Genomic DNA, 24,299 nt, shown 5'->3' on the forward strand with positions numbered 1-24,299 from the left:
GGGTGGGTCGGCCGGGGTCAGGCGTCGAGTACCACCGTGAGCTGCTCGACGGCCCAGTCGAGCTCGGTGGCCCGGATGACGAGCGGCGGGGCGATGCGGATGGTCTGCCCGTGCGTGTCCTTCACGAGCACACCGCGGTCGAGCAGCTTCTCCGCGATCTCGCGGCCGGTGCCGATGGCGGGATCGATGTCGACGCCCGCCCACAGCCCGGCGATGCGCACACCCGTGACCCCGTGGCCGATCAGCGGCTGCAGCGCCTGCTCGAGGTGGGCACCGAGCGCCCGCGCACGCTCCTGGAACTCGCCCGTCTGCAGCATCTCCACCACGCGGAGGCCGACGGCCGTGGCGAGCGGGTTGCCGCCGAACGTGGAGCCGTGCTCACCAGGACGGATGACCCCCAGCACGTCCGTGTTCCCCACCACGGCCGAGACCGGCAGGATGCCGCCGCCGAGCGCCTTGCCCAGCAGGTACAGGTCCGGAACGACGCCTTCACGGTCGCACGCGAACGTCTCGCCGACCCGACCGAGCCCAGCCTGGATCTCGTCGGCGATGAACAGCACGTTCTTCTCGTCGCAGATCTCGCGGATGCGGCGGAGGTACCCCTCCGGCGGGATCACGACCCCGGCCTCGCCCTGGATCGGCTCCACGAGCACGCCCGCCGTGTCCTCCGTGATGGCCGCGGCGATCGCCTCCGCGTCGCCGAACGGCACACGGTCGAAGCCCGGCGTGTAGGGACCGAAGTCGTCATGCGCGGTCTCGTCGTCGCTGAAGCTCACGATCGTCGTCGTGCGGCCGTGGAAGTTGCCCTTCGCCACGACGATCCGCGCCTTCCCCTCGGGGATGCCCTTCACGCGGTAGCCCCAGGCCCTGGCGACCTTGATGCCGGTCTCCACGGCCTCGGCGCCCGTGTTCATCGGCAGGACGAGCTCCTTGCCGCAGAGCTCGGCGAGCGCCGCGGCGAAGGGCTCCAGGGTGTCGCTCTGGAACGCCCGGCTGACGAGCGTGACCCGACCGAGCTGCTCGGTCAGGGCCGCGACGAGAGCGGGGTGCCGGTGCCCGAAGTTGACCGCGGAGTACGCCGCGAGCAGGTCGAGGTACCGCTTGCCCTCGACATCGGTGACCCACGCCCCCTCGCCGCGCGCGATCATCACCGGCAGCGGGTGGTAGTTGTGCGCGACGTGCGGCTCCGCGTGGACGGAGCCCGCCCCCTGGGTCGCTGAGTCCGTCGAAGCGTCCGCCGTCTGCTCGATCGTCACTTCGCACCCCGCAGCTCGAGCGTGCAGCACTTGATGCCGCCGCCGCCGAGGAGGAGCTCGGAGAGGTCGACGGTGATCGGGTTGTAGCCGCGCTCGCGGAGCTGCTGCTCGAAGCCCTTCGCCCGCGGCGAGATGATGACGTTGTAGCCGTCGCTCGAGGAGTTCAGGCCGAACACCGCGCCGTCCTCGTCCGACACGAGGATCGCGTCCGGGAAGCGCCTCTCCAGCTCGGCACGGCTGGCGTCGTCGAAGGCCCCGGGGAGGTAGGCGATGTTCGCCCGCTCGGGGCCGCCGTTCTCCACGCCCTGCACGGGGTCGAGCACCGCGATCGCGGTGTCCAGGTGGTAGAAGCGCGGGTCGGTGAGGTTGAGCGACACGACCTCGCGACCGAAGACCTCGCCGACCTCGCGGTGGCTGTCACCGGTGGAGCGGAAGCCCGTGCCGGCGAGGATCACATCGCCGACGAGCAGGAAGTCGCCCTCGCCCTCGTTGACCTCCTTCGGCATCACCGTGTCATAGCCGGCGGCACGGAACCAGTCGGCGAAGGCCGGGGCCTCCCCCTGCCGCTCGACGAACCGGAACTCCGGCACATAGGCGCGCCCGTCGATGAGGAAGCCGCCGTTGGCCGTGTAGACCATGTCCGGGTAGCCGGGGAGCGGCTCGATGAGCTCGACCTCGTGGCCGAGCTCGACGTACAGGTCATAGAGCTTCTGCCACTGGGCGACCGCGTTGGCGGTGTCGGTCGGCCGCGACGGCTCCATCCACGGATTGATGGAGTAGTTCACCGTGAAGTGCTCGGGACGGCACATCAGGTAGTGGCGGCGGTGCGCGGTGCGCGTGGGGGCGGTGGTGACGGCGGTCTCCGGCGTCGACATGGATGCTCCTCGTGTGAACGGGCGCGGCGGACGCTGTCCAGGGGCCCGGCGGTCCTTCGACCCCCTGCTCGGACGAGGCGGAGGGGAAGATGCGACTCGGGCACGCCGGTGACCATTGTGCCACCGGACCCTGGGCGCCACCAGCATCCGTCCCGTGTCGCCCTCAGCCCTCGCGCTGCGTCACCACGACCTTGCCGACCGTGTGCCCGGCCTCGACGTGCGCGAGCGCGGACACCGCCTCGTCGAACGGATACGTGCGCTCGATCACCGGAACCAGATGCCCCTCCTCCACGAGCTCGAGCAGCTTCGTGAGGACCTCGGGGCGCGAGGTCGCCGTGAGCGACACCACCCGGGGTCCGCGGAGCGAGAGCACGGCGGCGCGGATCATCCGCGGCACCGGGCCGAACACGCGTCCGCCGTCGCCGGTCACGAGCACCACGCGGCCACCCGGGCGGACGAGGCGCTGCAGCTCGCGGATCGGCACACCTCCCGCGATGTCGATGACGGCGTCGAACCGGGAGGAGGGCAGATGCGTGAGCGGAGACGTGCGGTGGTCGAGCGTGCGCACGGCTCCGAGGCGTTCCAGCAGGAGGGCGTTGCGCGCGCCGCACGTCGCCCAGACCTCGGCCCCGCGGAGCGCCGCGAGCTGCACGGCGAAGGTCCCCACGCCGCCGGACGCTCCGATCACGAGGACCCGCTGCGCACGGTGGCGCAACCCCACCCCGGCGGCGTCGAGCGCCTGCCACGCGGTGCCTCCGGCGATCGGCAGGCACGCAGCCGCCTCGGGTGTCACGTCGGGCGGGACGGGCACGACGCGGTCAGCCGCGATGCGGGCGTGGGAGGCGAGGCCGCCGCCGCCCTGCAGCTCCCCGACGACGAGTTCGCCGAGCTCGGCGTTCACCACGTCCGCGCCGACCGCCACGACGGTGCCGGCGACGTCGAGCCCGCGCACCGGGTTCTTGGGGCGGGTGAGCCCGAAGAACGGCCGGACCAGCAGCGGGTCGCCGAGGAGCAGCCGCACGTCGCCGGCGTTGAGGGCGGTGGCCTGCACGCGCAGCACGACCTCGCCCCGATGCGGCTGGGGGACGGGCTGCCGGGTCCGTGCTGTCCCGGCGGCCGGGCCGTACGTCTCGCGAGTCCAGGCGGGCATCGTCTCGGTCATGCGGCACCTCCGGGGTCGGTCGGATACGCGAACAGGTCGTCGATCCCGGCGCCGAAGGCCCGCGCGATCTGGAACGCGAGCTCCAGCGTCGGCGAGTACTTCTGCTGTTCGATCGCGATGAGGGTCTGCCTGGTGACCCCGATCGTGCGGGCGAGCTCGGCCTGCGTGAGTCCGGCGCGCTCGCGATGGGCGCGGATGGTGTTGGAGACGAGGGTGGGCTTGACCATCAGCGGAGCCCTCGGCGGTAGGCGATGGCCCGGGCGACACCGCCGACGACGGCCGCCACGAGGAACCCGGCGAACATGGTGTTCGCGATCCAGAACACGTCGGCGCCGAGACCGCAGAGGACGATGACCCCGAGGCCGGCGATGGTGACGAAGGCCTGCTCCACGCGGGCTCCCATCCGGCCGATGTCCCGGTCGCGGATGTCGGAGCGGCCGACGCCGTCCGGATCGGACATCCCGGCGACGATGCCCCAGAAGACGCTCAGCACGATCGTCCCGACGATGCCCCCGCCGATCGTCCACAGCATCAGCGGGAACCAGTCCGTGGTGGTGAGCGGTCCGCCGCCGGCTTGCTGCAGCAGCAGCACGACGTAGACGACCGCGACGATCGGGCTGACGATGAGCCCGGCCCAGACGTTGCGCTCCTCGTAGACCATGCGAATCTCCTCGTGTCAAAAATTCTTGACACGAGACTACGTCCGCCCGTCCCCCATGTCAAGAATCTTTTACACCGCAACCCGTCCCCGCACCCCCGTCCCGTCTCCGCAGTCTCTCCCGGGATCACAATCGCACCCCCGCACCGCCTCTCCCGCCCGTTCCCGATCCCGCACGCCACCCACTCCCCCACACCCCGCGCCGCGGGATCAACAACGCACCTCCCCAGGCCCCCGACGGCACCTTTTCGATCCCGCCTCCCCGGAACCTCCCGTCCCCTCCCCGCAGCACCCCACACCGATCCCGCACACCCACCGCAGGCGGGATCGAGAACGCACCCCCGTCGCTCCGGAGCGGCGCCTTTTTGCACCCGCGGCTTGGAGACACGTACGCCCCGGAGGTGGGATCAGAATCGCACCCCGGATGGCGCGGAGCGGCACGTTTTCGCCTCCGCACCGAAACGAGCGGGGGTCAGATGACGGAGGCGCTCCAGGGGTCGGGGTTTCCGTAACGGTGGGCGGTGATCGAGACGGACTGCTCGTGCACGAACGGGAGGAGCTCGATGCGGGCCGCCGCCGTCACCTCCGCGTCGTACACCGCGAGGTCCGGGTCACCGCCGGTGGCCACCGCCAGCGCGGAGCGCAGCGCCGCCACCGACTCCCGTCCACCCACGAGCCGCACACGCCCATGCCGCGGAAGCACCGGAACACCCGCATCTCCCGCGGCCCCCGACTCCTCGGCCACCTGCATCCGCTGGAGCCACTCGTCCTCCGTCTCCAGGAACACCACGGCGTCGAGGTCACCCAGAGCATGCCGCACGCCCGCCGGAAGCCCGACCGGAGTGGACACGACGAAGCCCGCCCCCGCGCGCACTCCCGCGATCACGACCCGCAGCAGGTCGTGCAGGGCGGCGTCCTCGGTGGCGCGGATCTCCACGGGTACGGGCCGATACCGGAAGAGGTTGCGCTCGATCTCCAGCCGCGAGACGTCCCGCACCCGGCCGAACTCCCGGTCCCAGGCCAACGCGTCCGACAGAGCGGATCGCCGAAGCCACTCGAACGACTCGAACGGGAGGGAGGGCTGCGCCGCCTCGATGAGCCCCGTGATGCGGGAGTCGAGCCCCCGCAGATGGAGGGTGCTCGACGCCGGGGCCCCGTGCTGGGCGCGCCACGACCCGAGTCCGATGAGGTGGTTCGGCCCGCCCGGCTTGGCACCGGCGCCGACGGAGGATCGCTTCCACCCGCCGAACGGCTGCCGCTGCACGATCGCCCCCGTGGTGCCGCGGTTGACGTAGAGGTTCCCGGCCTGCACGCGGTCGAGCCAGAAGGAGAGGTCGTCCGGGTCCTGTGTGTGCAGACCCGCGGTGAGACCGTAGGCGACGGCGTTCTGCAGGTCGACGGCCTTGGCGAGGGTCGGCGCGTGCATGACCCCGAGGACCGGTCCGAAGAACTCCTCGGTGTGGAAGCGGGAGCCGGACTGCACGCCGACCCGCACGCCCGGGCGCCAGAGCCGGCCGCTGCCGTCGTCGGCGGAGTCGAGGGCGGGTTCGATGAGCCACCGCTCGTCGCCCTCCAGCTCGGAGAGGGCCCAGGCGAGCTTCCCTTCGGGCTTCTCGATGACCGGGCCCACCTCGGCGAGCGGATCCGAGGGCCACCCGACACGCAGCGAGCGGACAGCGTCGGCGAGCTGACGGGCGAAACGCTGCGAGCGCCCCACCGGCCCGACGAGGATCGCGAGCGACGCCGCGGAGCACTTCTGCCCCGCATGCCCGAACGCGCTCTTCACGAGGTCGGCCACGGCGAGGTCGAGGTCGGCCGAGGGCGTGATGATCATGGCGTTCTTGCCGCTGGTCTCGGCGAGCAGGGGCAGGTCGGGACGCCAGGAGCGGAACAGCGCCGCGGTCTCCCACGACCCGGTGAGGATCACCCGGTCCACCGCCTCGTCCGTGATGAGGGCACGGCCGAGGTCGCCTTCCTCGATGTCGACGAGAGCGAGGGCCTCACGGGGCACGCCACCGTCCCACAGCGCCTCCACGAGCACCGCCGCACACCGCCGCGCCTGCGGGGCGGGCTTCAGGACCACGCCGGAGCCCGCGGCGAGCGCCGCCAGCACGCCACCCGCGGGGATCGCGAGGGGGAAGTTCCACGGCGGCGCGACGACGGTCACGCGGGCGGGGACGAACACGGCGCCGGAGATCGCGTCGAGCTCACGGCAGGTCGCGGCGTAGTACCGGGCGAAGTCGACGGCCTCGCTCACCTCGACATCGGCTTCGGCGAAGACCTTGCCCGTCTCCGCCGCCGCGACCTCGATCAGCTCCGCACGCCGGGACTCGAGGGCCGCCGCCGCGCGCAGCAGCACCTCGGCCCGTTCGGCTGCAGGACGCGCACCCCAGGCCGCCGCCGCACCCTGCACACCCCGCACGATGCGGCCGAGGTCGTCGGCGTCGTCGACGCGGGCCGCGTCCAGGATCTCCGTCCCGACCGTCGAGTCCGCGAGCCGCGCGCGGATCCCCGCCGCCCACTCGCGGTTGGCGGGGAGGGCGAGATCCGTATCGGCCGTGTTCGCGAAGCCCGGGGCGCCCCCGGTGTCCTCCCCGCGCTCGCGCGCCGCGTACACGGCGGTCTCGAGGAAGGCGCCGGTGTCGGCCTCGTCCGAGCCGCGCACGATGCCGAGCACGGCCTTCGTGAGATCGGCCTCCGCGACCGGGCTGACCGGCGCCGGCCGCACGGACTCGTGCACCGGCGCGAGGCGGTCCTGCGTGCGCCGCGGCCCGAGGGCGAGCGCCGGGTCGGCCGCCCGGTCGAGCGCGTCGAGGAAGCGGTCGGCTTCCCGGGCGAAGAGCGTCTCGTCGTCGTGCAGATGGAACGCCGCGGAGAGGAAGTTCTCGGACGACGCGTTCTCTTCCAGCCGCCGCACGAGGTAGCTGATGGCCACGTCGAACTCGGCGGGCGCCACGACCGGCACGTACAGCAGCACCGGACCGACTTCGCGGGACACCGCCTGCACCTGCCCCTGAGCCATGCCGAGCAGCATCTCGAACTCGACCGCGTCGCGGACGCCCCGCTCCCCGGCCCGCAGCCACGCGTGGGCGATGCCGAAGAGGTTGTGGCCGGCCACGCCGATCCGCACGGCCGACGTGTGCTCGGGCCGCAGCGCCCAGTCGAGGCAGCGCAGGTAGTTGGCGTCGGTGTCGAGCTTCGTGTCGTAGGGCGCGGGCGTCCACCCGTGCAGCGTCGCCTCGACGTGCTCCATCGCGAGGTTCGCGCCCTTCACGAGGCGCAGCTTGATGCGGGCTCCCCCGTGGATCACGCGGTCCTGCGCCCAGGCGGTGAGCTCCTGGAGGGCCGGGAGCGCGTCGGGCAGATAGGCCTGCAGCACGATCCCGGCCTCGAGACCGGTGAGCCGCGGATCCTCCAGGAGCCGCGTGAAGACGGCGATCGTGAGGTCGAGGTCGCGGTACTCCTCCATGTCGAGGTTGATGAAGGTGCCGTCCGCCGCCGCCGTCACGTACAGCGGGAGCAGCCGCTCCACGACCCGGTCGACGACCTCGTCGAAGCCCCACATCGAGATGCGGCTGACGATGGCGGAGACCTTGACCGACACGTAGTCGACGTCCGGACGCCGGATGAGCTCATGGATGCCGTCGAGCCGCCGCTGCGCCTCCGCCTCGCCCAGCACCGCCTCCCCGAGGAGGTTGAGGTTCAGGCGCGAGCCCGACTCCCGCAGCTTCTCGATGGCGGGTCCGAGCTTCGCGGGCCGCGCGTCCACCACGAGGTGCCCCACCATCTCGCGCAGCGCCCGCCGCGCGAGGGGGACGACCGGGGTCGGCAGCACCGGGGCGACGCCGCCGCCGAGCCGCACGGCGGAGCGCAGGTACCACGGCAGGAACTCCGGCACGATGGGCGCGATCCGGCGCAGTCGGGCGGCCGCGGCGGTCAGGCTCTCCGGCCGCATCACACCGTCGACGAAACCGAGGGTGAACGGCAGACCGTTGGCGTCGCGCAGGACCCCGGCGAGGCGTTCCGCTGCGGGGTCGACGTCGGCCGCGGCCGCCTCGATCACCCAGCGGCGCGCGAGCTCGACCGCCTGATCGGCGAGGGATGCGGATGCCCCCGCCTCCGCGGAGGATGACGACGACTCTGCCATGTGACCACCCTAGGTCGCCGGTCGCGGAATCCCGGGGTGCCCGACCGGGCGGGCCGCAGTCGAGTCAGTTCCAGATGCTGGGGGCCGGCGTCCGCACGGGAGGCAGGGCGGACGCGGCCGCCCAGTCGTGCACCCAGGCGTCGATCTCCGGCACCCCGTCGGGCTTGCCCACCGCGGCGAAGAGCTCCTCGTTGCTGACCGTGCCGCCGGAGCGCCGCAGCACGCGGGCCCGCACGATGGCCCTGGCGTAGACCTCGCCGCCGACCACGGCGCGATGCTCCAGGAACAGGGCCTTCTCGTCGTGTCCGATGAACCGGGACTGCACCTCGAACCGCTGCCAGAGCTGGAGCGACTTGCGGAAGGTGATCGTCTCGCTCGACACGACCGCGTACCAGCCCTGCTCCTTCATCACGTCGAACAACCCTGTGCGGATCAGGTGGTCCCAGCGACCGAGGTCGAACAGCGACAGGTACCGGCCGTTGTTCATGTGGCGGAGGATGTCGAGGTCGGTGGGCAGGGTGGTCACCGTCACGGTGCCGACGGCGGTGGGGTCGAGGGTCTTCCCCTGCCGCACGCGGCGACGCGCACCGAGGATCACGAGGAGGGTCCGCCAGATCACGTTCACGAGGACTGATCGTAGCCATCCGCGCACGACGGTCGAACTTCGTTGTCCGATTCCTCCATGCCCCCGGTGGGCCTCTCGGGGGCCGTCGTCCCGATTTCCGATTTCCACGGACCCGCCGTAGAGTCACCGCATGAGCGCCGAAGCCCAGCCCGAAGTCATCGTCCGTCCGGTCCGTGATGTGGATGCGGAAGCCCTCGGTCGCGTGCATGCGCAGTGCTGGCACGAGACCTACGATCACCTCATCAGCAAGGCGGCTCTGGAGAAGGTCTCCCCCCGCCGGATGGCCGAGCTCTGGACGCACTGGGCGGCGCAGGGCCCCGACTTCAAGATGAACGCGGCGCTCGTCGACGGCGAGATCGTCGGCTTCGTCGGCTCGGGTCCGGCCCGCGACAAGGACGCCCCGGCGTTCCGCGAGCTGTACTTCATCTACCTGCTCGACGCGTACCACTCGACCGGCATCGGGCAGAAGCTGTTCGATGCGGCCGTCGAGAAGGACGAGCCGCTCTACCTCTGGGTAGCCGAGGACAACCCCCGCGCGCACCGCTTCTACACGCGCAACGGATTCCACCTCGACGGCGCCGCGCACACCGAGCCGTTCCTCGGCGAGACGCTCACCGAGGTCCGCTTCGTGCGCCCCTGACCCTCGTCTTCACCGAAAGGGCCGCCCCGCGGGGCGGCCCTTTCGTCTGCGCTCAGAGGCGTTCGATGATCGTGACGTTCGCGACGCCGCCGCCCTCGCACATCGTCTGCAGGCCGTACCGGCCGCCGGTGCGCTCCAGCTCGTTGAGCAGGGTCGCGAGGATGCGGGTGCCGGTCGCGCCGATCGGGTGGCCCAGCGCGATGCCGCCGCCGTTGACGTTGACCTTCTCGTGCGGCGCACCGGTCTCGCGCATCCAGGCGAGCACGACCGAGGCGAACGCCTCGTTGACCTCGAACAGGTCGATGTCCTCGATCCGGAGCCGGGTGCGCTCCAGCGCGTGCCGGGTCGCCGGGATCGGCGCGGTGAGCATGAGCACGGGGTCGTCGCCGCGGACGGAGACGTGGTGGATGCGGGCCCGCGGGGTGAGGCCGTGCTCCTGCACCGCCCGCGCACTGGCGATGAGCACGGCACTCGATGCATCGCTGATCTGCGACGCGACCGCGGCGGTGATCCGTCCCCCGGGCGCGAGCGGCGGCAGTCCGGCCATGCGTTCCAGAGTGGTGTCCCGGCGCACGCCCTCGTCGTGATCGAGCCCGGCGAGCGGCGCGATCTCCGCCGCGAACCGCCCCTCGTCCTGGGCCACGGCCGCCCGGCGGTGACTCTCCAGCGCGTACCGCTCCATCTCCTCCCGCGAGATGTCCCACCGCTCGGCGATGAGCTCCGCGCCCCGGAACTGCGAGATCTCCTGGTCGCCGTAGCGCTCCTGCCATCCGGGCGACTCGGCGTACGGCGTCGTGAAGCCGTACTCCCGGCCGACGGTCGCGGCGGCCGTGAGCGGGATCCGCGACATGTTCTGCAGCCCGCCGGCGATCACGAGGTCACTGGTGCCGCTGAGCACCGCCTGCGCGGCGAAGTGCACGGCCTGTTGACTGGATCCGCACTGGCGGTCGATCGTCACGCCGGGCACGTGCTCCGGGAAGCCGGCGACGAGCAGCGCGGTGCGCGCGACGTTCCCGGCCTGCCCCCCGATCGCATCGATGGCTCCGAGGATCACGTCGTCCACGGCGCCGGGGTCGATGCCGGTCCGGTCGACGAGGGCCCGCAGACTGTGCGCGCCGAGGTCGGCGGGGTGGATCTCCGCGAGAGCGCCGCCACGGCGTCCGACCGGCGAACGGACCGCGTCGACGATGTAGGCCTCTGCCATGATCTCCCTCTTCTCAGTCCTCCGTGCCGGCCGGCAGGAGCAGCCGGAAGCGTTCGCACAGCACCGGCATGTCGGGTTCATAGCCGCGCGGGTTCTCGGAGTGGGTGCGCCAGTAGCGCTCGTGCACCTCGCGCCAGTGCGCGAGCGTGCGATCCCCCTCCCCCTCGGCGAACGCGTGCGCCTCGTCGACCTCGTCGAACGGCACGATGTCGATCGCCGTGGTCTCGATCACGGCGCGCGGGGCGCCGGTTCCGTCGAGGATGATGCTGAGCTCGCCGACGGTCGGCAGCGGATCCCCCGTCTCCTCGTAGTCCCAGACGGAGGACGCGGTGCCCACCTTGATGCCGCGGAGCACGAGCTCCAGGAGCTCGTCGGCGTGCTCCGGCGTCGCGCCGAAACCCCACGCCTCGGGAAGCGCCTCGGGCAGGTGCGGCAGCGCGATGCGGGCCTCGCGCCAGTACTCCTCGATGGCGGTGCGGTCGCTCATGGATCAGCGCCCCGAGACCTTGCCGAACGCCTTCGCGATCGGCGCGAGCACGAGCGGCCGCGCCGCGACCCACGCGATCGCGATCACGACGAGCGAGGCGATGAACACCCAGAACCCCGTCCACGTCGCGGCATCCTGCGCGGCGAACATGTGGTTGAGGTTGCGCAGGAAGCCGGTCAGCATCACGAGCGCGACGTGCGCGATGATGAACGCCACGAAGTAGAGCATCACCGGGAAGTGCAGGGTGCGCGCCCATTCCACCGGATACGCCTTCGACAGGCGCTCCGCCTTCTTGGGCCAGAGCCCCGACATGCGGAGCCCGGTGACGGCGGCGAGCGGTGCCGCGAGGAAGACGGTGACGAAGTAGGCGAGCTGCTGCAGGCTGTTGTAGTTGTTCCAGCCGTTCTCGTGCGGCCAGTCGAACGAGATGTACTGCAGCGCCGCCGACAGCGCGTTCGGGAAGACCTCCCAGCTCGTCGGCACGATCCGCACCCAGTGCCCCGTGGCGAACAGCAGCACCACGAAGATCACGCCGTTCAGCAGCCACAGGATGTCGAGCGCCTGATGGAACCAGAGGTTCAGGCTGATCTTGCCCTTCGGGTTGTTCCGCGGCGTCCAGAACACGCTCGGACGCTTCTCGGTGCGCACCTGCAGCCCCGAGCGGATGATCAGCACGATCAGGAACATGTTGAAGAAGTGCGCCCAGTTGACCCACGGCGCGAAGCCGGGCTCGACCGGGATCGGCGGCTCGTACTCGCCCGGGAAGGCGGCCAGGAAGTCCTGCATGAAGGGGAGGCTCAGCAGCGTGCGGACGAGGGCCACGGCCGCGGCCGCGAGCACACCGAGGGCGGCGGCGCCGAACAGCGCCGCGATCGCCTGGGTCCAGGTCGGGCGCCGGCGAGCGGTCGGGGTGGTCGAGGCGGCGGCCGGGAGGTGTCGGGGGGCACGACCGTTCCAGACCGTGCGGGTCCAGGGCAGCGGCGTGCTGATGTCGGCGGCCGGGGCGAGCGCGGTGCCGGGGACCGCGGGTTCCGCCGTCGCGGGTGCCGCGGCCGGAGCCGGAGTCTCCGCGATCGCGGGGGCGTCCGCTGCTACGGCCGAGGAGGTGTCGGCGGTCGCCCGCGCAGGCACGGTCCCCGCAGGCGGCCAGGGCTCGCCGCCCGGGACACGGGGCAGTCCACGACGAACGCTCTCGCCTCCGGCGGGCGTCGCGGCGGCGGACGTCGCGGCGGCAACGGGCGCGGCGGCAGCCAGCTCGGCAACGGGCGCGGCAGCAGCCGGCTCGGCAGCGGGAGCGTCGGGCGCCGTGACCGCGGCACGTGACGTCTCGGCCGGCACCGCGGCGACGGCCGACACCGCCGGCGCGGCCTCGGCCGGCGGCCACGGCTCGCCGCCCGGGACGCGCGGGAGGCCGCGACGGAGAGTCGGGCGCGGGGCGGCGTCCTCCGGCAGAGAGGGGGTCGCGACAGCGGCCTCGACCTCGGCGGCCCCGCGCTCGACGCGCTCCGCCGGCGCCGACACCGGAGCCTCGACGGCGGCCACCTCGGCCACCTCGACCGCATCGACGGTCTCGACCGTCACCTCGGCGGGCGGCCACGGCTCGCCGCCCGGTACCCGCGGAAGCCCGCGGCGCAGCACCCGCGTCGCCATGGCTACTTCTTCCGCGCCTCGAGCGCGGCGATCACCTGCGGCACGATCGTGAACACATCGCCGACGATGCCGAAGTCGGCGACGTCGAAAATCGGCGCCTCCGGGTCCTTGTTGATCGCCACGATGTTCTTCGACGTCTGCATGCCGGCGCGGTGCTGGATCGCGCCGGAGATCCCGAGCGCGACGTAGAGCTGCGGCGACACCGAGACCCCGGTCTGCCCAACCTGGTGGGACTGCGGGATGTAGCCCGCGTCGACGGCGGCGCGCGAGGCGCCGACCGCGGCCCCGAGGGCATCGGCGAGCTCCTCGACGAGCACGAACTTCTCCTTCGAGGCGAGACCCCGGCCGCCCGACACGACGCGGGTCGCTCCGCGCAACTCGGGCCGGGACGAGGTGGCCTCGACCGTCTCGACGGGGCCCGCCGTCGCGGCGACCGCTCCGGACGGAGTGACCGCGAGCTGCTCGACCTGCGGGGAGGCGACCGCCTCGGCCCTGGCCTCCACCGCACCCTGGCGCAGCGTGACGATGAGCGTGCCGTACGTCGCGGCGGCGTCGACGAGATACGCCCCGCCATAGACCGAGTGGTGGGCGACGATGCCCTCGTCGTCGCGGGAGACCCCGACCGCGTCCACGGCGAGCGCGCTCTTCGTCCGCACCGCGAACCGGCCGGCGACATCGCGTCCGGAGATCGAGTTCGAGATGAGGACGGCCGCGGGATGCACCTGCGCGGCGGCGGCCTGCAGCGCGTCGACGATCGGGACCGTCAGCGCGGACGGGTCGCCGTCGGCCGTGAGCACGACCGCGGCTCCGGCCTCCGCGGCCGTGGCGACCGCCGCCTCGGAACCGCCGACGATCACCGCGACCGGTGTGCCGATGCCTGCCGCCGCGCCGAGGAGTCCGGCGGTGCTGCTGGTGAGTGCACCGGACGGGTCGACGTCGAGGAGCACGAGGATCGGGTTCTCGGGGTACGCCATGTCACACCAGCCTGTTCTGCACGAGGAACTCGACGAGCTTCTCGGCGGCATCGCCCTCGTCGGTGATCTTGACGCCGGCGGCCCGCGGGGGCTTCTCCGAGACCGCGGTCATGATGGTGCGCGGCGCCGCCGCCGGGTCGGCCGACAGGTCGAGGTCGGCGAGGGACAGCACCTCCAGCGGCTTCTTCTTCGCCGCCATGATGCCCTTGAAGTTCGGGAACCGGGCGTCCGGGAGCGCCTCGGTGATGGAGATCACGGCGGGCAGCGGCGCGGTCACCTGCTGGTTGCCCGCATCGGCACCCCGGGTACCGGAGACGCCCTCGGCGGTGATCTCGACCGCGGTGAGGGCGGTGGCCTGCGCCCAGCCGAGGTGTTCGGCGAGCATGGCGGGGAGGACGCCGCCGGCGCCGTCGGTGGACAGGTTGCCGGTGATGACGAGGTCGGGGGCGCCGCGGCGGATCGCGGCGGCGAGCACCTCGGCAGTGAGACCCAGGTCGGCGCCGACGAGCTGCTCGTCGACGATGTGGATCGCGGAGGCGGCACCGATCGCGAGGGCCCGGCGCACGGATGCCGTCGCACTCTCGGGCGCCATCGTGAGGGCCACGACCTCGGTGCCCTCGTTCTTGTCGGCGTGGGCCAGGGCGACCTCGAGGGCCCGCTCCGTGATCTCGTCGAGGACCACATCCCCGGCCCCGCGTTCGGCGAGTCCGGTCTCGAGATTCAACGTGCGATCGCCATAGGTGTCCGGTACCTCTTTGACCAGGACGAAGATCTTCATCGAATGCTCCTCACGACACGCTGAGTCTATCCGCACGCTCTTCTATGTAGCCAAAGGCGGAGGGACCCGCAGGTGGTACCCCCGATTTCGGCCGCCAATGTATACATAGTCGACAGTCGGGCCCCGCGGCTCGCCGCTGACAGCCGGGGGCGGACTCCCCCGGTACCGTAGAGACGTGGTCCGACCCCGCCCGCTTCCCGTCGACCCGCTCGCCGAGGCGAAGCGGCAGTGGATCGCGCACGGCTGGACCGAGGCCGCGGACGGCATGACGGTGGTCACCTCGGTGATGCGCGCCCAGCAGCTCCTCCTCGCCCGTGTCGACGCGGCCCTCAAGCCCTTCGCGCTGAGCTTCGCCCGCTACGAGGTCCTGCGGCTGCTCGCCTTCAGCCGGGCCGGACGCCTGCCGTTGTCGAGCGTGGTCGCACGGCTGCAGGTCCACGCCACCACCATCACCAGCACGGCCGAGCGCCTCGTGCGCGACGGCCTCGTCGTCCGCGAACCGCACCCGCACGACGGACGCGCGGCGATGCTCGCCCTCACCGACGACGGCCGCGATCTCGTCGAGCGCGCCACGACCGCCCTCAACGCCGACGTCTTCGCCGACCCCGGCATGAGCGAGGCCGACGCCGCCGAGCTCGTCGCCATCGTCGCCCGTCTGCGTCGTGACGCCGGCGACTTCATCGACCCGCGCCCCCTCCCCGAACCGCTCTGATGCCCCGGTTCGTGCTCGAGACCGTGATCGCGGCACCGCGCCCTGTCGTGTTCGCCGCAGCACTGGACCCGGAGCTGCATCTGCAGTCGATGGCGCGCTACGACGAGACGATGATCGAGGAGCCCGCAGGCGGCGCGTTCAGCGAGGGGTCCACGGTCACCTGGCGCGCGCGGCACTTCGGCATCCCGTTCCGCCTGCGCTCCGTGGTGTTCGACATCGACGCGCCGCATCGGTTCACCGACCGTCAGATCGACGGACCGTTCCGCGACCTCCGGCACGAGCACGTGTTCGAGGAGCATCCGCGCGGCACCCTCATGCGCGACACGATCGTGTTCCGGTCGCCCTTCGGGCTCCTCGGCCGCGTCGTCGACGCCTTCGTGCTCGGCCGCTACATGGAGCGCCTGATCGCCGAACGCAACACCGCTCTGGTCGCCGCGATCGAGGATGGCGGGCGTACTCTTCCTGCATGAGCGAACTGCGCGTGCACACCGTCCTCACCGGTCGCGGCCCCGCCGCGGCGATCCTCCTCACCGACGAGCAGGTGGCGTCCTTCGGCGCCGGCAAGGCCTTCCCGGTCGCGGTCACGATCGGCGGGCGCACCGCGCGCCTGCGCCTGGCCCGCATGGGCGGCGAGAACATGATCGGGCTCAGCAAGGCCGCCCGCGCGGACCTCGGTGTCGAGATCGATCAGGAGGTCGACGCCGTCATCCGGCTCGACACCGCGGAGCGGGTGGTCGAGGTGCCGCCAGCACTGGCCGCCGCCCTCGACGCCGATCCGGCCGTGCGCGCGGCGTTCGACGCCCTCTCCCCGTCGGCGCGCAAGGAGCACGCCAGGGCGGTCGCCGAGGCCAAGCAGGAGGCGACGCGCGAGCGCCGGATCGCGAAGATCGTGGAGTCCCTGCGCGGCTGACCCGTGCCCCGCGGTCAGCGGTTCTGGAAGTCCGGCGTGCGCTTCTCGCGGAAGGCCGCCATCCCCTCCTTCTGATCGTGCGTGTCGAACAGCGCCGCGAACGCCTGCTTCTCGTGGGCGAGGCCCTCGGACAGCGTCGTCTCCATGGCGGCATCGAGCGCGGCCTTGGCGGCGTAGACCGACGGCAGCGACTTCGACGCGATCGTCTCGGCCAGCGTCGTCGCCTCGGTGAGGAGATCCGCCGCGGGGACGACACGGGACACGAGTCCGGAGCGCTCGGCCTCCTCTGCCGCCATGAAGCGGCCGGACAGCACGAGCTCCGCCGCCTTGTAGTACCCCACCGCGCGGATGAGCCGCTGGGTGCCGCCCATGCCGGGGATCACTCCGAGGTTGATCTCGGGCTGTCCGAACTTCGCGGTGTCCGCGGCGAGGATGATGTCGCACATCATCGCCAACTCGCAGCCGCCGCCGAGCGCGAACCCGGAGACCGCCGCGATGACCGGGGTGCGCACGGCCGCGAAGTCGTGCCAGACGCCGAAGTGGTCGGTCTCGAGCATCTCCGCCGCGGACATGCCCTCCATCTCCTTGATGTCGGCGCCGGCCGCGAAGGCCTTCTCGGAGCCGGTCACGACGATGGCCCCGACGCCGTCATCCGCATCGAAGGCCTGCGCGGCCGCGGTGACCTCCTCGGCGAGCCGGCTGTTCAGCGCGTTGAGCGCCTCCGGTCGGTGGAGGGTGATCCAGCCCACCCGTCCGCGCTGCTCCACCAGGATCGTCTCGTACTCGGTCATCGCTCCCGCCTTCCTGTCGTCATCCACCCTCCCCTTCGAATCGCCCGATTTGCTGCATTTCGGCCGGATTCGCGACCATTCGGGCGATTCGAAAGCGGGAAGTCAGCCGCGGATCTCCGTGATGATGCCGGAGAAGTCACGGGCGGCGCCGTCGCCGGCGGCGTAGGCGGCATACAGCTCCTGCGCCAGACGACCCATCCGCGCGTCCGTCGAGGTCTGCTCGATGGCCTGCAGCGCGAGACCGAGGTCCTTCGCCATGAGGGCGCCCGCGAACCCCGGCTGGTAGTCCCGGTTCGCGGGGCTGGTGGGCACCGGACCGGGCACGGGGCAGTTCGTGGTGAGCGCCCAGCACTGCCCCGACGCCTGGGACACCACGTCGAACAGGGCCTGATGCTCGAGCCCCAACCGCTCGCCCAGCACGAACGCCTCGGCGACGGCGATCTGCGACACCGCGAGCACCATGTTGTTGCAGACCTTCGCCGCCTGTCCGAGTCCCGGTCCGCCGCAGTGCACGATGCGCTTCCCCATGATCTCCAGCAGCGGCAGCGCCGCCGCGAAGTCGTCGTCGGAGCCCCCGACCATGAACGCCAGGGTCCCGGCCTCCGCCCCGACCACACCTCCGGATACCGGAGCATCGATGTGCCGGTGGCCGGCGGCGAGCGCGAGCGCATGGGCGGCCCGCGCCTCGTCCACCGCGATGGTCGACGACTCGATGAACAGCGTCCCGGGGCGCGCGGCCGCCAGCAGCTCCGTGCGGTAGGCCTCGATGACGTGCTTCCCCGCCGGGAACATCGTCACCACGACCTCCGCGTCCGCCACCGCCTCCGCGCCGCTCGCCGCCACGGGGATCCCGGCCGCTCGCGCCGCCTCGATGGCCGCGGGCACGAGGTCGAAGCCGTGCACCTCGTGTCCGGCGGCGACGAGGTTCTTCGCCATCGGCAGCCCCATGTGCCCGAGCCCGAGGAAGGCGACGCGGGTCATGATGCGCTCCGCATCGACGTCGACCCCGCGGGTCGCAGCATCTCCCGGCCGACGATCAGGCGCATGATCTCGTTTGTCCCCTCGAGGATCTGGTGCACGCGGAGGTCGCGGACGATCTTCTCGATGCCGTAGTCCTGCAGGTAGCCGTAGCCGCCGTGCAGCTGGAGGGCGCGGTTGGCCACCTCGAAGCCGGCGTCGGTCGCGAAGCGCTTGGCCATCGCGCAGCGCATCGTCGCGTCCGGCGCCTTCTCGTCCACCGCCTGCGCGCCGTCGCGCACCATGAGCCGCGCGGCCTGCAGGTCGGTGCGCATGTCGGCGATCGCGAAGAGGATCGACTGCTTCTCCGCCAGCGGCTCCCCGAACGCGACGCGCTCGTGCACGTACTGCACGGCCTTGTCGAGCGCGGCCTGCGCGCCACCGAGAGAGCACGCCGCGATGTTGAGGCGGCCACCGTTGAGCGCCGACATCGCGATCGCGAAACCGCGTCCTTCGTCGCCGAGCATCGCGGACGCCGGCACCCGCACGCCGTCCATGATCACGGGCCGGGTGGGCTGCGCGTGCCACCCCATCTTCTTCTCCGGAGCACCGAAGCTCAGGTTCTCCGCGTCGCCGGGGACCAGGAAGGCGCTGATCCCGCGGGCTCCCGGCTCGCCGGTCCGCGCCATGACGACGTACACCGCGGCCTCACCGGCTCCGGAGATGAACTGCTTCACCCCGGTCAGCACGTACTCATCGCCCTCGCGGACGGCGCTGGTCGCGATGTTCGCCGCGTCGGATCCGGCCCCCGGCTCGGTGAGGCAGTAGCCGCCGAACTCCTGCATGGCGGTCAGCGACGGCAGCCAGCGCGACCGCTGCTCGTCGTCGCCGTAGGTGTCGATCATCCACACCACCATGTTGTGGATGGAGATGTAGGCGGCCACCGCGGGGTCGGCCTTGGCGAGCTCCTCGAAGATGGCGACGGTGTCGACGCGGGTGAGGCCCGTGCCGCCGAACTCCTCGCTCACGTAGATCCCGCCGAGGCCGAGCTCGCCGCCGCGCTGCAGCGACTCCCGCGGGAACAGGTGCTTCTCGTCGCGTTCCGCGGCGAACGGGGCGAGCTCCGCATCGGCGAACTCTCGCACGGCGTCGAGGATCGCCTCGCGCTCGTCATCGGTGGTGGTGACGGTGGTCATGGTCATCGCGTGTCCTTAGTGCATCGTGGGGATGACGAAGCTGGCGCCCTCGCGGATCCCCGACGGCCAGCGGCTCGTCACGGTCTTGGTCTTCGTGTAGAAGCGGAAGGCGTCGGCGCCGTGCTGGTTGAGGTCGCCGAAGCCGCTGCGCTTCCAGCCGCCGAACGTGTAATAGGCGATCGGCACCGGGATGGGCACGTTCACGCCCACCATCCCGACCTCCACGCGTGCGGCGAAGTCGCGGGCGGCGTCACCGTCGCGCGTGAAGATGGCGACGCCGTTGCCGTACTCGTGCTCGGAGGCCATGCGCAGCGCCTCTTCGTAGTCGGCGGCGCGGGCGATCACGAGCACCGGGCCGAAGATCTCCTCGCGGTAGATCGCCATGTCGGTCGTCACGTGATCGAACAGGGTCGGTCCGAGGTAGAAGCCCTCCTCGTGCCCGTCGACCGTGAAGCCGCGGCCGTCGGCGAGCAGCGTCGCGCCCTCGTCGATCCCCTGCTGGATGTAGCCCTCCACCCGCTCGACCGCTGCCCGCGTGACCAGGGGTCCGTAGTCGACGTCCGCCGCGAGGGAAGGGCCGACCCGCAGCTGAGCGACGCGTTCGGCGAGCTTGGCGGCGAGGGCGTCCGCGGTCTCCTCGCCGACCGGCACGGCGACCGAGATGGCCATGCACCGCTCCCCCGCGGAGCCGTAGCCGGCGCCGATGAGGGCGTCGACGGCCTGGTCGAGATCCGCGTCCGGCATCACGATCATGTGGTTCTTCGCGCCGCCGAAGCACTGCGCGCGCTTGCCGTGGGCGGCCGCGGTGGCGTAGATGTACTCGGCGATGGGCGTGGAGCCGACGAAACCGACCGCGCGGATCCGGTCGTCGGTGAGCAGCGTGTCGACCGCCTCCTTGTCGCCGTGCACCACGTTGAGGACGCCGGCCGGCAGCCCCGCTTCGAGGAAGAGCTCGGCGAGGCGCACCGGCACCGAGGGGTCGCGCTCGCTGGGCTTGAGCACCACGGCGTTGCCGGCGGCGAGCGCGGGCCCGGCCTTCCACAGGGGGATCATGGCGGGGAAGTTGAAGGGCGTGATCGCCGCGACGACCCCGAGCGGCTGCCGCATCGAGTACACGTCGATGCCCGCCCCGGCACCGGTGGAGTACTCGCCCTTGAGCAGGTGCGGGGCTCCGGCGGAGAACTCGATCACCTCGAGGCCTCGCTGGATGTCACCCTTGGCGTCGTCGACGGTCTTGCCGTGCTCGCTCGCGAGGAGTTCGGCGAGCGAGGTCATCTCCTGCTGCACGAGGTCGAGGAACCGCAGGAGGACGCGGGCGCGCTTCTGCGGGTTGGTCGCCGCCCACGCGGCCTGAGCCTGCTCCGCGTTCCCGATGACGCGGCGCACCTCCTCCGCGGACGCGAGCGGCACCCGGGCCTGCACGGCTCCGGTGCTCGGGTCGAAGACGTCGGCGAAGCGTCCGTCTTCCGGGGTGACATGCGTTCCGCCCACGAAGTGCGGGATAGTACGGGTCATTGTGCGACATCCCTCCGTGCCCTCTTTGGCACATCGGCGAGTTTACTCCGACTACCGTGAAAATACGAGGACGTCCTTGTATCTTGCGGCGCCCCGCGTTCGGATGCCGCCGTCGCCCGTTCTCCGGCCGTTCACCCGCCGGACATCCAGGCCGATTACAACTGCAGATGCACGGCACAGACTCAGACCGGATCGGGTAGTCGCGTCTCCCGTGCACACGGTGAGCACTCTCGCTCCCGAGACCCCCGCCGAATCGGGTCGGCGGGGGTCTTCTCTTCCTTCGAATCGCTTGCTTTGCTCCATTTCGGCCGGGGATCGAGCACAGTGCGCGATTCGAACCGGGGCTGTGGAAACCGACCCCGCCCCGACCGCCGGGGTGGGAGCGTGGGGGCATGGGACGACGACAGCAGCTTCCGGCCCGCTTCGAGGCGGACTTCGCGGTCCGGACGGCGCGACTGCACGGCCTGAGTCGCGGACGGCTGCGCGGATCCGACCTCGAGGCTCCGTTCCACGGGGTCCGCGTGTACCCCCGCCCGGCTCCCGGGCCCGATATCGCAGACCCGTACGAGCGGCAGCGGCACGCGCGGGTGGCACGAGCGCAGTCCTATGCCCCGATCCTGCACACGGGACACTTCTTCAGTCACGAGACCGCCGTGTCGATCTGGGGAGGCCCCCTGCCGCTCGCCTTCGACGATCACGGAGGCATCACGACGGAGGACGACCTCGCCCTCCACGTCAGCGCGTCCGGCGGGATCCCGTTCCCCCGCGCCCGCGGCGTGACCGGGCACCGCACGCTGTCCAGCCTCACCTCGATCCGCTATCGGGACGGCCTCCGGGTGACCTCCCCCGCCGCGACCTGGGTCTCCCTCGGCACGCTGCCGCTGGTGGACCTCGTGGCCCTCGGCGACTACTTCTGCCGGCGCTGGAGACCGGGTGTCGGGCGGCCGGACCTCGGGAGGCAGCCGTGGGCGACAATCGACGAACTGCGGGAGATGCTGGCGGCAGGGCGGAGGCGCGGGGCGGCACGGTTGCGGGAGGCGGTCGAGCTCGTGCGGGAAGACTCGTGGTCGCCGCGGGAGAGCCGGCTGCGGTGCCTCCTGGTCGCGGCCGGGATCCCGGAGCCTCAACTCAACGTGGACGTGTTCGACGACCGAGGTCGCTTCCTGGCCTGCGTCGACATGGTCTGGGAGGCCGAACGCGTCGCGGCGGAGTACCACGGCATGGTGCACGGCGCGCAGTGGGCACGGGATGTCGAGCGGGTCGCGGCGCTGCGGGCTGCCGGGTGGACGGTGATCGAGGTCACCGCACCCCTCCTCCACAGACCCGAGGAACTGATCCGCCGTATGGCGTCGGCGCTGGGGCGGTGACCCCGCGTTCGAATCGCGCGAATGGCGGCATCCGGCCCGGATTTACAGCCAATCGCGCGACTCGAACGGGAACTAGAATCGACCAGGCGCCGCGACCCTGGCGCCGCCACCCCGCGTCCGCACCCCGACGCCGCTCACCCCCGAGGACCGCACCATGTCCGCATCCGCGCCCGTCTCCGAACCCGTCACCGTCTCCATCCGCCGCGAGGTCGACCCGGAGCGCATCGCCGAGGCCACCGCGTGGGTGCAGACCGGGGTGAACCTCGCGACGAAGTACCCGGGATTCCTCGGCTCCGGCTGGGTCCGCGCCGGCGAGGACTCCCAGGTCTGGCACATGCTCTACCGCTTCGCGAGCGAGGACGCGCTCACCGCGTGGGAGCAGTCCGGGGAACGCGCGTGGTGGCTGTCGATGGGCCAGGGCTTCGTCCGCAGCGAGCGGTCCAAGCGCCGCTCCGGCATCGAGGGCTGGTTCGACGAGCCGTCCACGGGATCCATCCCCGTCGTCGACCCGGACGGCACGACCAGCACCGTGACCGTCGCCCCCGCGCCGCCGCGGTGGAAGCAGGCCGTCTCGATCTGGCTCGGCTTCTTCCCCGTGAACCTCGCGTTCACTTACGCCATGAGCCCGGTGCCGGGATGGGACGCCGTGCCGCTGTGGCTCCGCGTGCTCATCACCACCCTCGTGCTCACGCCGATCATGACGTACTGGGTGCTGCCGTTCGTCACGCGCTCCCTGCGGAACTGGCTCGCCCGCTAGCGCCGCCACTCAGGAGCCGGACTCCGCGCCCGGGGTGACACCCTTCTTCGCCGGTTCCACGAGCGAGAGCGGATCGGCGATGTCCTCCAGCGACTTCCCGGCGGCACTGACGCCGAAGACGCCGCACACGACACCGCCGAACATCATGATGGCCGCACCGAGCACGTAGCCCCAGAACAGCGGACCGCGGTCGCCGGACTCCGCGCTCGCACCGATCAGCGCGCCGTAGAGCACCGGGGCGACCGCGCCGACGAGCTGCCCGATCGAGAAGACGTAGGAGATCACCTGGCTGCGCAGTTCGAGCGGGAAGATCTCGCTCACCGTCAGATACGCGGCGGAGGCCCCGGCCGAGGCGAAGAAGAACGATGCACACCAGAACGCCGTGTGCGTGCCCGCATTCAGCACGCCCGCGTTGAAGAGGAAGGCGCTGACGAGCAGGATCAGTCCCGCGAGCACGTAGGTGCCGAACAGCATCCGCCGACGACCCCACGTGTCGAAGAAGTGGCCGAGGATGAGGGCGCCGGCGAGGTTGCCCACCGCGAAGACGATGAAGTACTGCGACGCGGATGCCGGCGGGGTGTCGTAGAAGTTCTCCAGCACGAGCGCGTACGTGAAGAAGATCGCGTTGTAGAGGAAGGACTGCGTGACCATCATCGTGATGCCGACGAGCGTGCGCCGCGGGTACTTCTTGAACAGCACCTTCGCGATCACGAGGAACGGGACGCTGCCGTACTCCTTGACCGTGATGGCCTTGCTCTCGTCGACGGGCTCGATCGTCTTGCCCTCCTTGCGGATGCGCTCCTCGATCCCGTCGACGTTGCGCTCCGCCTCCTCCTCCCGGCCGTGCGTCATCTGCCAGCGCGGGCTCTCCGGGATGTGCCGCCGCAGCCAGATGATGAGGAGGCCGAGGATCGGGCCGACGAAGAAGCTCAGCCGCCAGCCGATGTCGGCGGGGAGGATGTCGGTGTTGAGGAAGAACATGTTGGCGACGGCGCCGAGGGCCGCACCACCCCAGTAGGTGCCGTTGATGGCGATGTCGACCCGGCCGCGGTACTTCGCGGGGATGATCTCGTCGATGGCCGAGTTGATGGCCGCGTACTCGCCGCCGATGCCCGCCCCGGCGACGAAGCGCCAGATGTAGAAGAACCAGGGGGCGAACGCGAGGCCCGCGACGGCCGACCCGACGAGGTACACCCCGAGCGAGAGCAGGAAGAGGTTCTTGCGGCCGAGGCGATCGGCGAGACGGCCGAACACGAGGGCGCCGAACACCTGGCCCAGCAGGTAGCAGGTGCCGGCGAGGCCGACCTCGGCCGGGCCCATCCCCAGCGTCTGCGCGTAGCCGTTGGCCGCGACGATCTGCACCTCGAGGCCGTCGAGGATCCAGGAGAACCCGAGTCCGACGACGATCATCCAGTGGAAGCGCGACCAGGGGAGCCGGTCCATGCGCGCGGGGACGAGCGACCGCACCTCCTTGACGGTGACGTCGGACGCGGACATGGGGGCCTCCTTCTCGCGGGACACGCTGTCGTCCCGGATCCGGTTTACTCCTCCCGGAAATCCGCCGCATCCGCTTGACCCGGGGCCGTCCGCACGCTACCGCTTCGAATCGCGCGAATGGCTCCATCCCGGGCGAGAATG

23 protein-coding genes are annotated in these 24,299 nt (G+C 71.5%); 6 read left to right on the forward strand and 17 right to left on the reverse strand.

What is annotated here, in order from left to right:
* Positions 1-17 precede the first annotated feature (17 nt).
* The 7 genes from rocD to IZR02_RS14690 all read right to left on the reverse strand — a co-directional run bounded on the left by rocD (position 18) and on the right by IZR02_RS14690 (position 8,723).
* Positions 18-1,250 carry an ornithine--oxo-acid transaminase gene (gene rocD / locus IZR02_RS14660; RefSeq protein WP_029990032.1) on the reverse strand — a complete coding sequence of 411 codons (1,233 nt, stop codon included), beginning with the start codon at positions 1,248-1,250 and terminating at the stop codon, positions 18-20.
* Between the two features lie 2 nt (positions 1,251-1,252).
* Positions 1,253-2,131 (reverse strand): dimethylargininase, encoded by an 879-nt coding sequence (gene ddaH, locus IZR02_RS14665; RefSeq protein WP_025105429.1) that lies wholly within the window; start codon positions 2,129-2,131, stop codon positions 1,253-1,255.
* A gap of 163 nt (positions 2,132-2,294) precedes the next feature.
* On the reverse strand, positions 2,295-3,293 hold the full coding sequence (locus tag IZR02_RS14670) for an NAD(P)-dependent alcohol dehydrogenase (protein ID WP_029990030.1): 999 nt from the start codon (positions 3,291-3,293) through the stop codon (positions 2,295-2,297).
* Positions 3,290-3,520, reverse strand: a complete 231-nt coding sequence (locus IZR02_RS14675; RefSeq protein ID WP_025105427.1) for a helix-turn-helix transcriptional regulator — start codon at positions 3,518-3,520, stop codon at positions 3,290-3,292. The genes IZR02_RS14670 and IZR02_RS14675 overlap by 4 nt, the downstream gene beginning before the upstream one ends.
* Complete coding sequence (locus IZR02_RS14680; protein WP_025105426.1) at positions 3,520-3,954, reverse strand: hypothetical protein; 435 nt, start codon at positions 3,952-3,954, stop codon at positions 3,520-3,522. The genes IZR02_RS14675 and IZR02_RS14680 overlap by 1 nt, the downstream gene beginning before the upstream one ends.
* A gap of 469 nt (positions 3,955-4,423) precedes the next feature.
* On the reverse strand, positions 4,424-8,098 hold the full coding sequence (locus IZR02_RS14685; protein ID WP_025105425.1) for a proline dehydrogenase family protein: 3,675 nt from the start codon (positions 8,096-8,098) through the stop codon (positions 4,424-4,426).
* Between the two features lie 64 nt (positions 8,099-8,162).
* Positions 8,163-8,723 carry an acyl-CoA thioesterase gene (locus tag IZR02_RS14690; protein WP_025105424.1) on the reverse strand — a complete coding sequence of 187 codons (561 nt, stop codon included), beginning with the start codon at positions 8,721-8,723 and terminating at the stop codon, positions 8,163-8,165.
* Positions 8,724-8,853: 130 nt separating this feature from the next.
* On the opposite strand from IZR02_RS14690, the gene IZR02_RS14695 reads away from it, so the two are divergent.
* Positions 8,854-9,363 carry a GNAT family N-acetyltransferase gene (locus IZR02_RS14695; RefSeq protein WP_025105423.1) on the forward strand — a complete coding sequence of 170 codons (510 nt, stop codon included), beginning with the start codon at positions 8,854-8,856 and terminating at the stop codon, positions 9,361-9,363.
* A gap of 52 nt (positions 9,364-9,415) precedes the next feature.
* Here the strand turns inward: IZR02_RS14695 and IZR02_RS14700 are convergent, their stop codons facing one another.
* Genes IZR02_RS14700 through IZR02_RS14720 form a run of 5 tightly spaced genes read right to left on the reverse strand, consistent with a single transcriptional unit; the run spans position 9,416 to position 14,456 of the window.
* Complete coding sequence (locus tag IZR02_RS14700; protein ID WP_062765534.1) at positions 9,416-10,567, reverse strand: acetyl-CoA C-acetyltransferase; 1,152 nt, start codon at positions 10,565-10,567, stop codon at positions 9,416-9,418.
* Between the two features lie 13 nt (positions 10,568-10,580).
* Positions 10,581-11,054, reverse strand: a complete 474-nt coding sequence (locus tag IZR02_RS14705) for an ASCH domain-containing protein (protein ID WP_025105422.1) — start codon at positions 11,052-11,054, stop codon at positions 10,581-10,583.
* 3 nt (positions 11,055-11,057) lie between these two features.
* Positions 11,058-12,704 (reverse strand): cytochrome b/b6 domain-containing protein, encoded by a 1,647-nt coding sequence (locus IZR02_RS14710; RefSeq protein ID WP_025105421.1) that lies wholly within the window; start codon positions 12,702-12,704, stop codon positions 11,058-11,060.
* Between the two features lie 2 nt (positions 12,705-12,706).
* Complete coding sequence (locus IZR02_RS14715; RefSeq protein ID WP_025105420.1) at positions 12,707-13,678, reverse strand: electron transfer flavoprotein subunit alpha/FixB family protein; 972 nt, start codon at positions 13,676-13,678, stop codon at positions 12,707-12,709.
* Between the two features lies 1 nt (position 13,679).
* Complete coding sequence (locus IZR02_RS14720; protein ID WP_025105419.1) at positions 13,680-14,456, reverse strand: electron transfer flavoprotein subunit beta/FixA family protein; 777 nt, start codon at positions 14,454-14,456, stop codon at positions 13,680-13,682.
* A gap of 175 nt (positions 14,457-14,631) precedes the next feature.
* Here IZR02_RS14720 and IZR02_RS14725 point away from each other — a divergent pair, with 175 nt between their 5' ends.
* From IZR02_RS14725 to IZR02_RS14735, 3 genes are read left to right on the forward strand one after another with little or no spacing between them, the layout of a single operon-like run.
* On the forward strand, positions 14,632-15,168 hold the full coding sequence (locus IZR02_RS14725; RefSeq protein WP_025105418.1) for a MarR family winged helix-turn-helix transcriptional regulator: 537 nt from the start codon (positions 14,632-14,634) through the stop codon (positions 15,166-15,168).
* Positions 15,168-15,638 (forward strand): SRPBCC family protein, encoded by a 471-nt coding sequence (locus IZR02_RS14730; RefSeq protein ID WP_025105417.1) that lies wholly within the window; start codon positions 15,168-15,170, stop codon positions 15,636-15,638. Before IZR02_RS14725 ends, IZR02_RS14730 begins: the two co-directional genes overlap by 1 nt.
* A complete protein-coding gene (locus IZR02_RS14735; RefSeq protein ID WP_025105416.1) occupies positions 15,635-16,078 on the forward strand; it encodes a YdeI/OmpD-associated family protein in 444 nt (147 codons plus the stop codon). The genes IZR02_RS14730 and IZR02_RS14735 overlap by 4 nt, the downstream gene beginning before the upstream one ends.
* A 14-nt stretch (positions 16,079-16,092) precedes the next feature.
* On the opposite strand, the gene IZR02_RS14740 is transcribed toward IZR02_RS14735, so the two are convergent.
* The 4 genes from IZR02_RS14740 to IZR02_RS14755 all read right to left on the reverse strand — a co-directional run bounded on the left by IZR02_RS14740 (position 16,093) and on the right by IZR02_RS14755 (position 20,537).
* On the reverse strand, positions 16,093-16,869 hold the full coding sequence (locus IZR02_RS14740) for an enoyl-CoA hydratase (protein WP_025105415.1): 777 nt from the start codon (positions 16,867-16,869) through the stop codon (positions 16,093-16,095).
* A gap of 102 nt (positions 16,870-16,971) precedes the next feature.
* A complete protein-coding gene (gene mmsB, locus IZR02_RS14745; protein ID WP_025105414.1) occupies positions 16,972-17,850 on the reverse strand; it encodes a 3-hydroxyisobutyrate dehydrogenase in 879 nt (292 codons plus the stop codon).
* Positions 17,847-19,028 carry an acyl-CoA dehydrogenase family protein gene (locus IZR02_RS14750; RefSeq protein ID WP_025105413.1) on the reverse strand — a complete coding sequence of 394 codons (1,182 nt, stop codon included), beginning with the start codon at positions 19,026-19,028 and terminating at the stop codon, positions 17,847-17,849. The genes mmsB and IZR02_RS14750 overlap by 4 nt, the downstream gene beginning before the upstream one ends.
* 9 nt (positions 19,029-19,037) lie before the next feature.
* Entirely contained in the window at positions 19,038-20,537 is a 1,500-nt protein-coding gene (locus tag IZR02_RS14755) for a CoA-acylating methylmalonate-semialdehyde dehydrogenase (RefSeq protein ID WP_025105412.1), read from the reverse strand.
* A 392-nt stretch (positions 20,538-20,929) separates the two neighbouring features.
* Between IZR02_RS14755 and IZR02_RS14760 the strand changes: the two genes are divergently transcribed.
* Both IZR02_RS14760 and IZR02_RS14765 read left to right on the forward strand, forming a co-directional pair.
* On the forward strand, positions 20,930-21,904 hold the full coding sequence (locus IZR02_RS14760) for a hypothetical protein (RefSeq protein WP_025105411.1): 975 nt from the start codon (positions 20,930-20,932) through the stop codon (positions 21,902-21,904).
* Positions 21,905-22,058: 154 nt separating this feature from the next.
* A complete protein-coding gene (locus IZR02_RS14765; RefSeq protein WP_062765537.1) occupies positions 22,059-22,661 on the forward strand; it encodes an antibiotic biosynthesis monooxygenase in 603 nt (200 codons plus the stop codon).
* A 9-nt stretch (positions 22,662-22,670) separates the two neighbouring features.
* Here the strand turns inward: IZR02_RS14765 and IZR02_RS14770 are convergent, their stop codons facing one another.
* Positions 22,671-24,158: an MFS transporter gene (locus tag IZR02_RS14770; RefSeq protein WP_025105409.1), complete on the reverse strand. Its 1,488-nt coding sequence runs from the start codon at positions 24,156-24,158 to the stop codon at positions 22,671-22,673.
* Positions 24,159-24,299 lie beyond the last annotated feature (141 nt).

This window comes from Microbacterium paraoxydans (assembly GCF_019056515.1).
Lineage (GTDB): Bacteria > Actinomycetota > Actinomycetes > Actinomycetales > Microbacteriaceae > Microbacterium.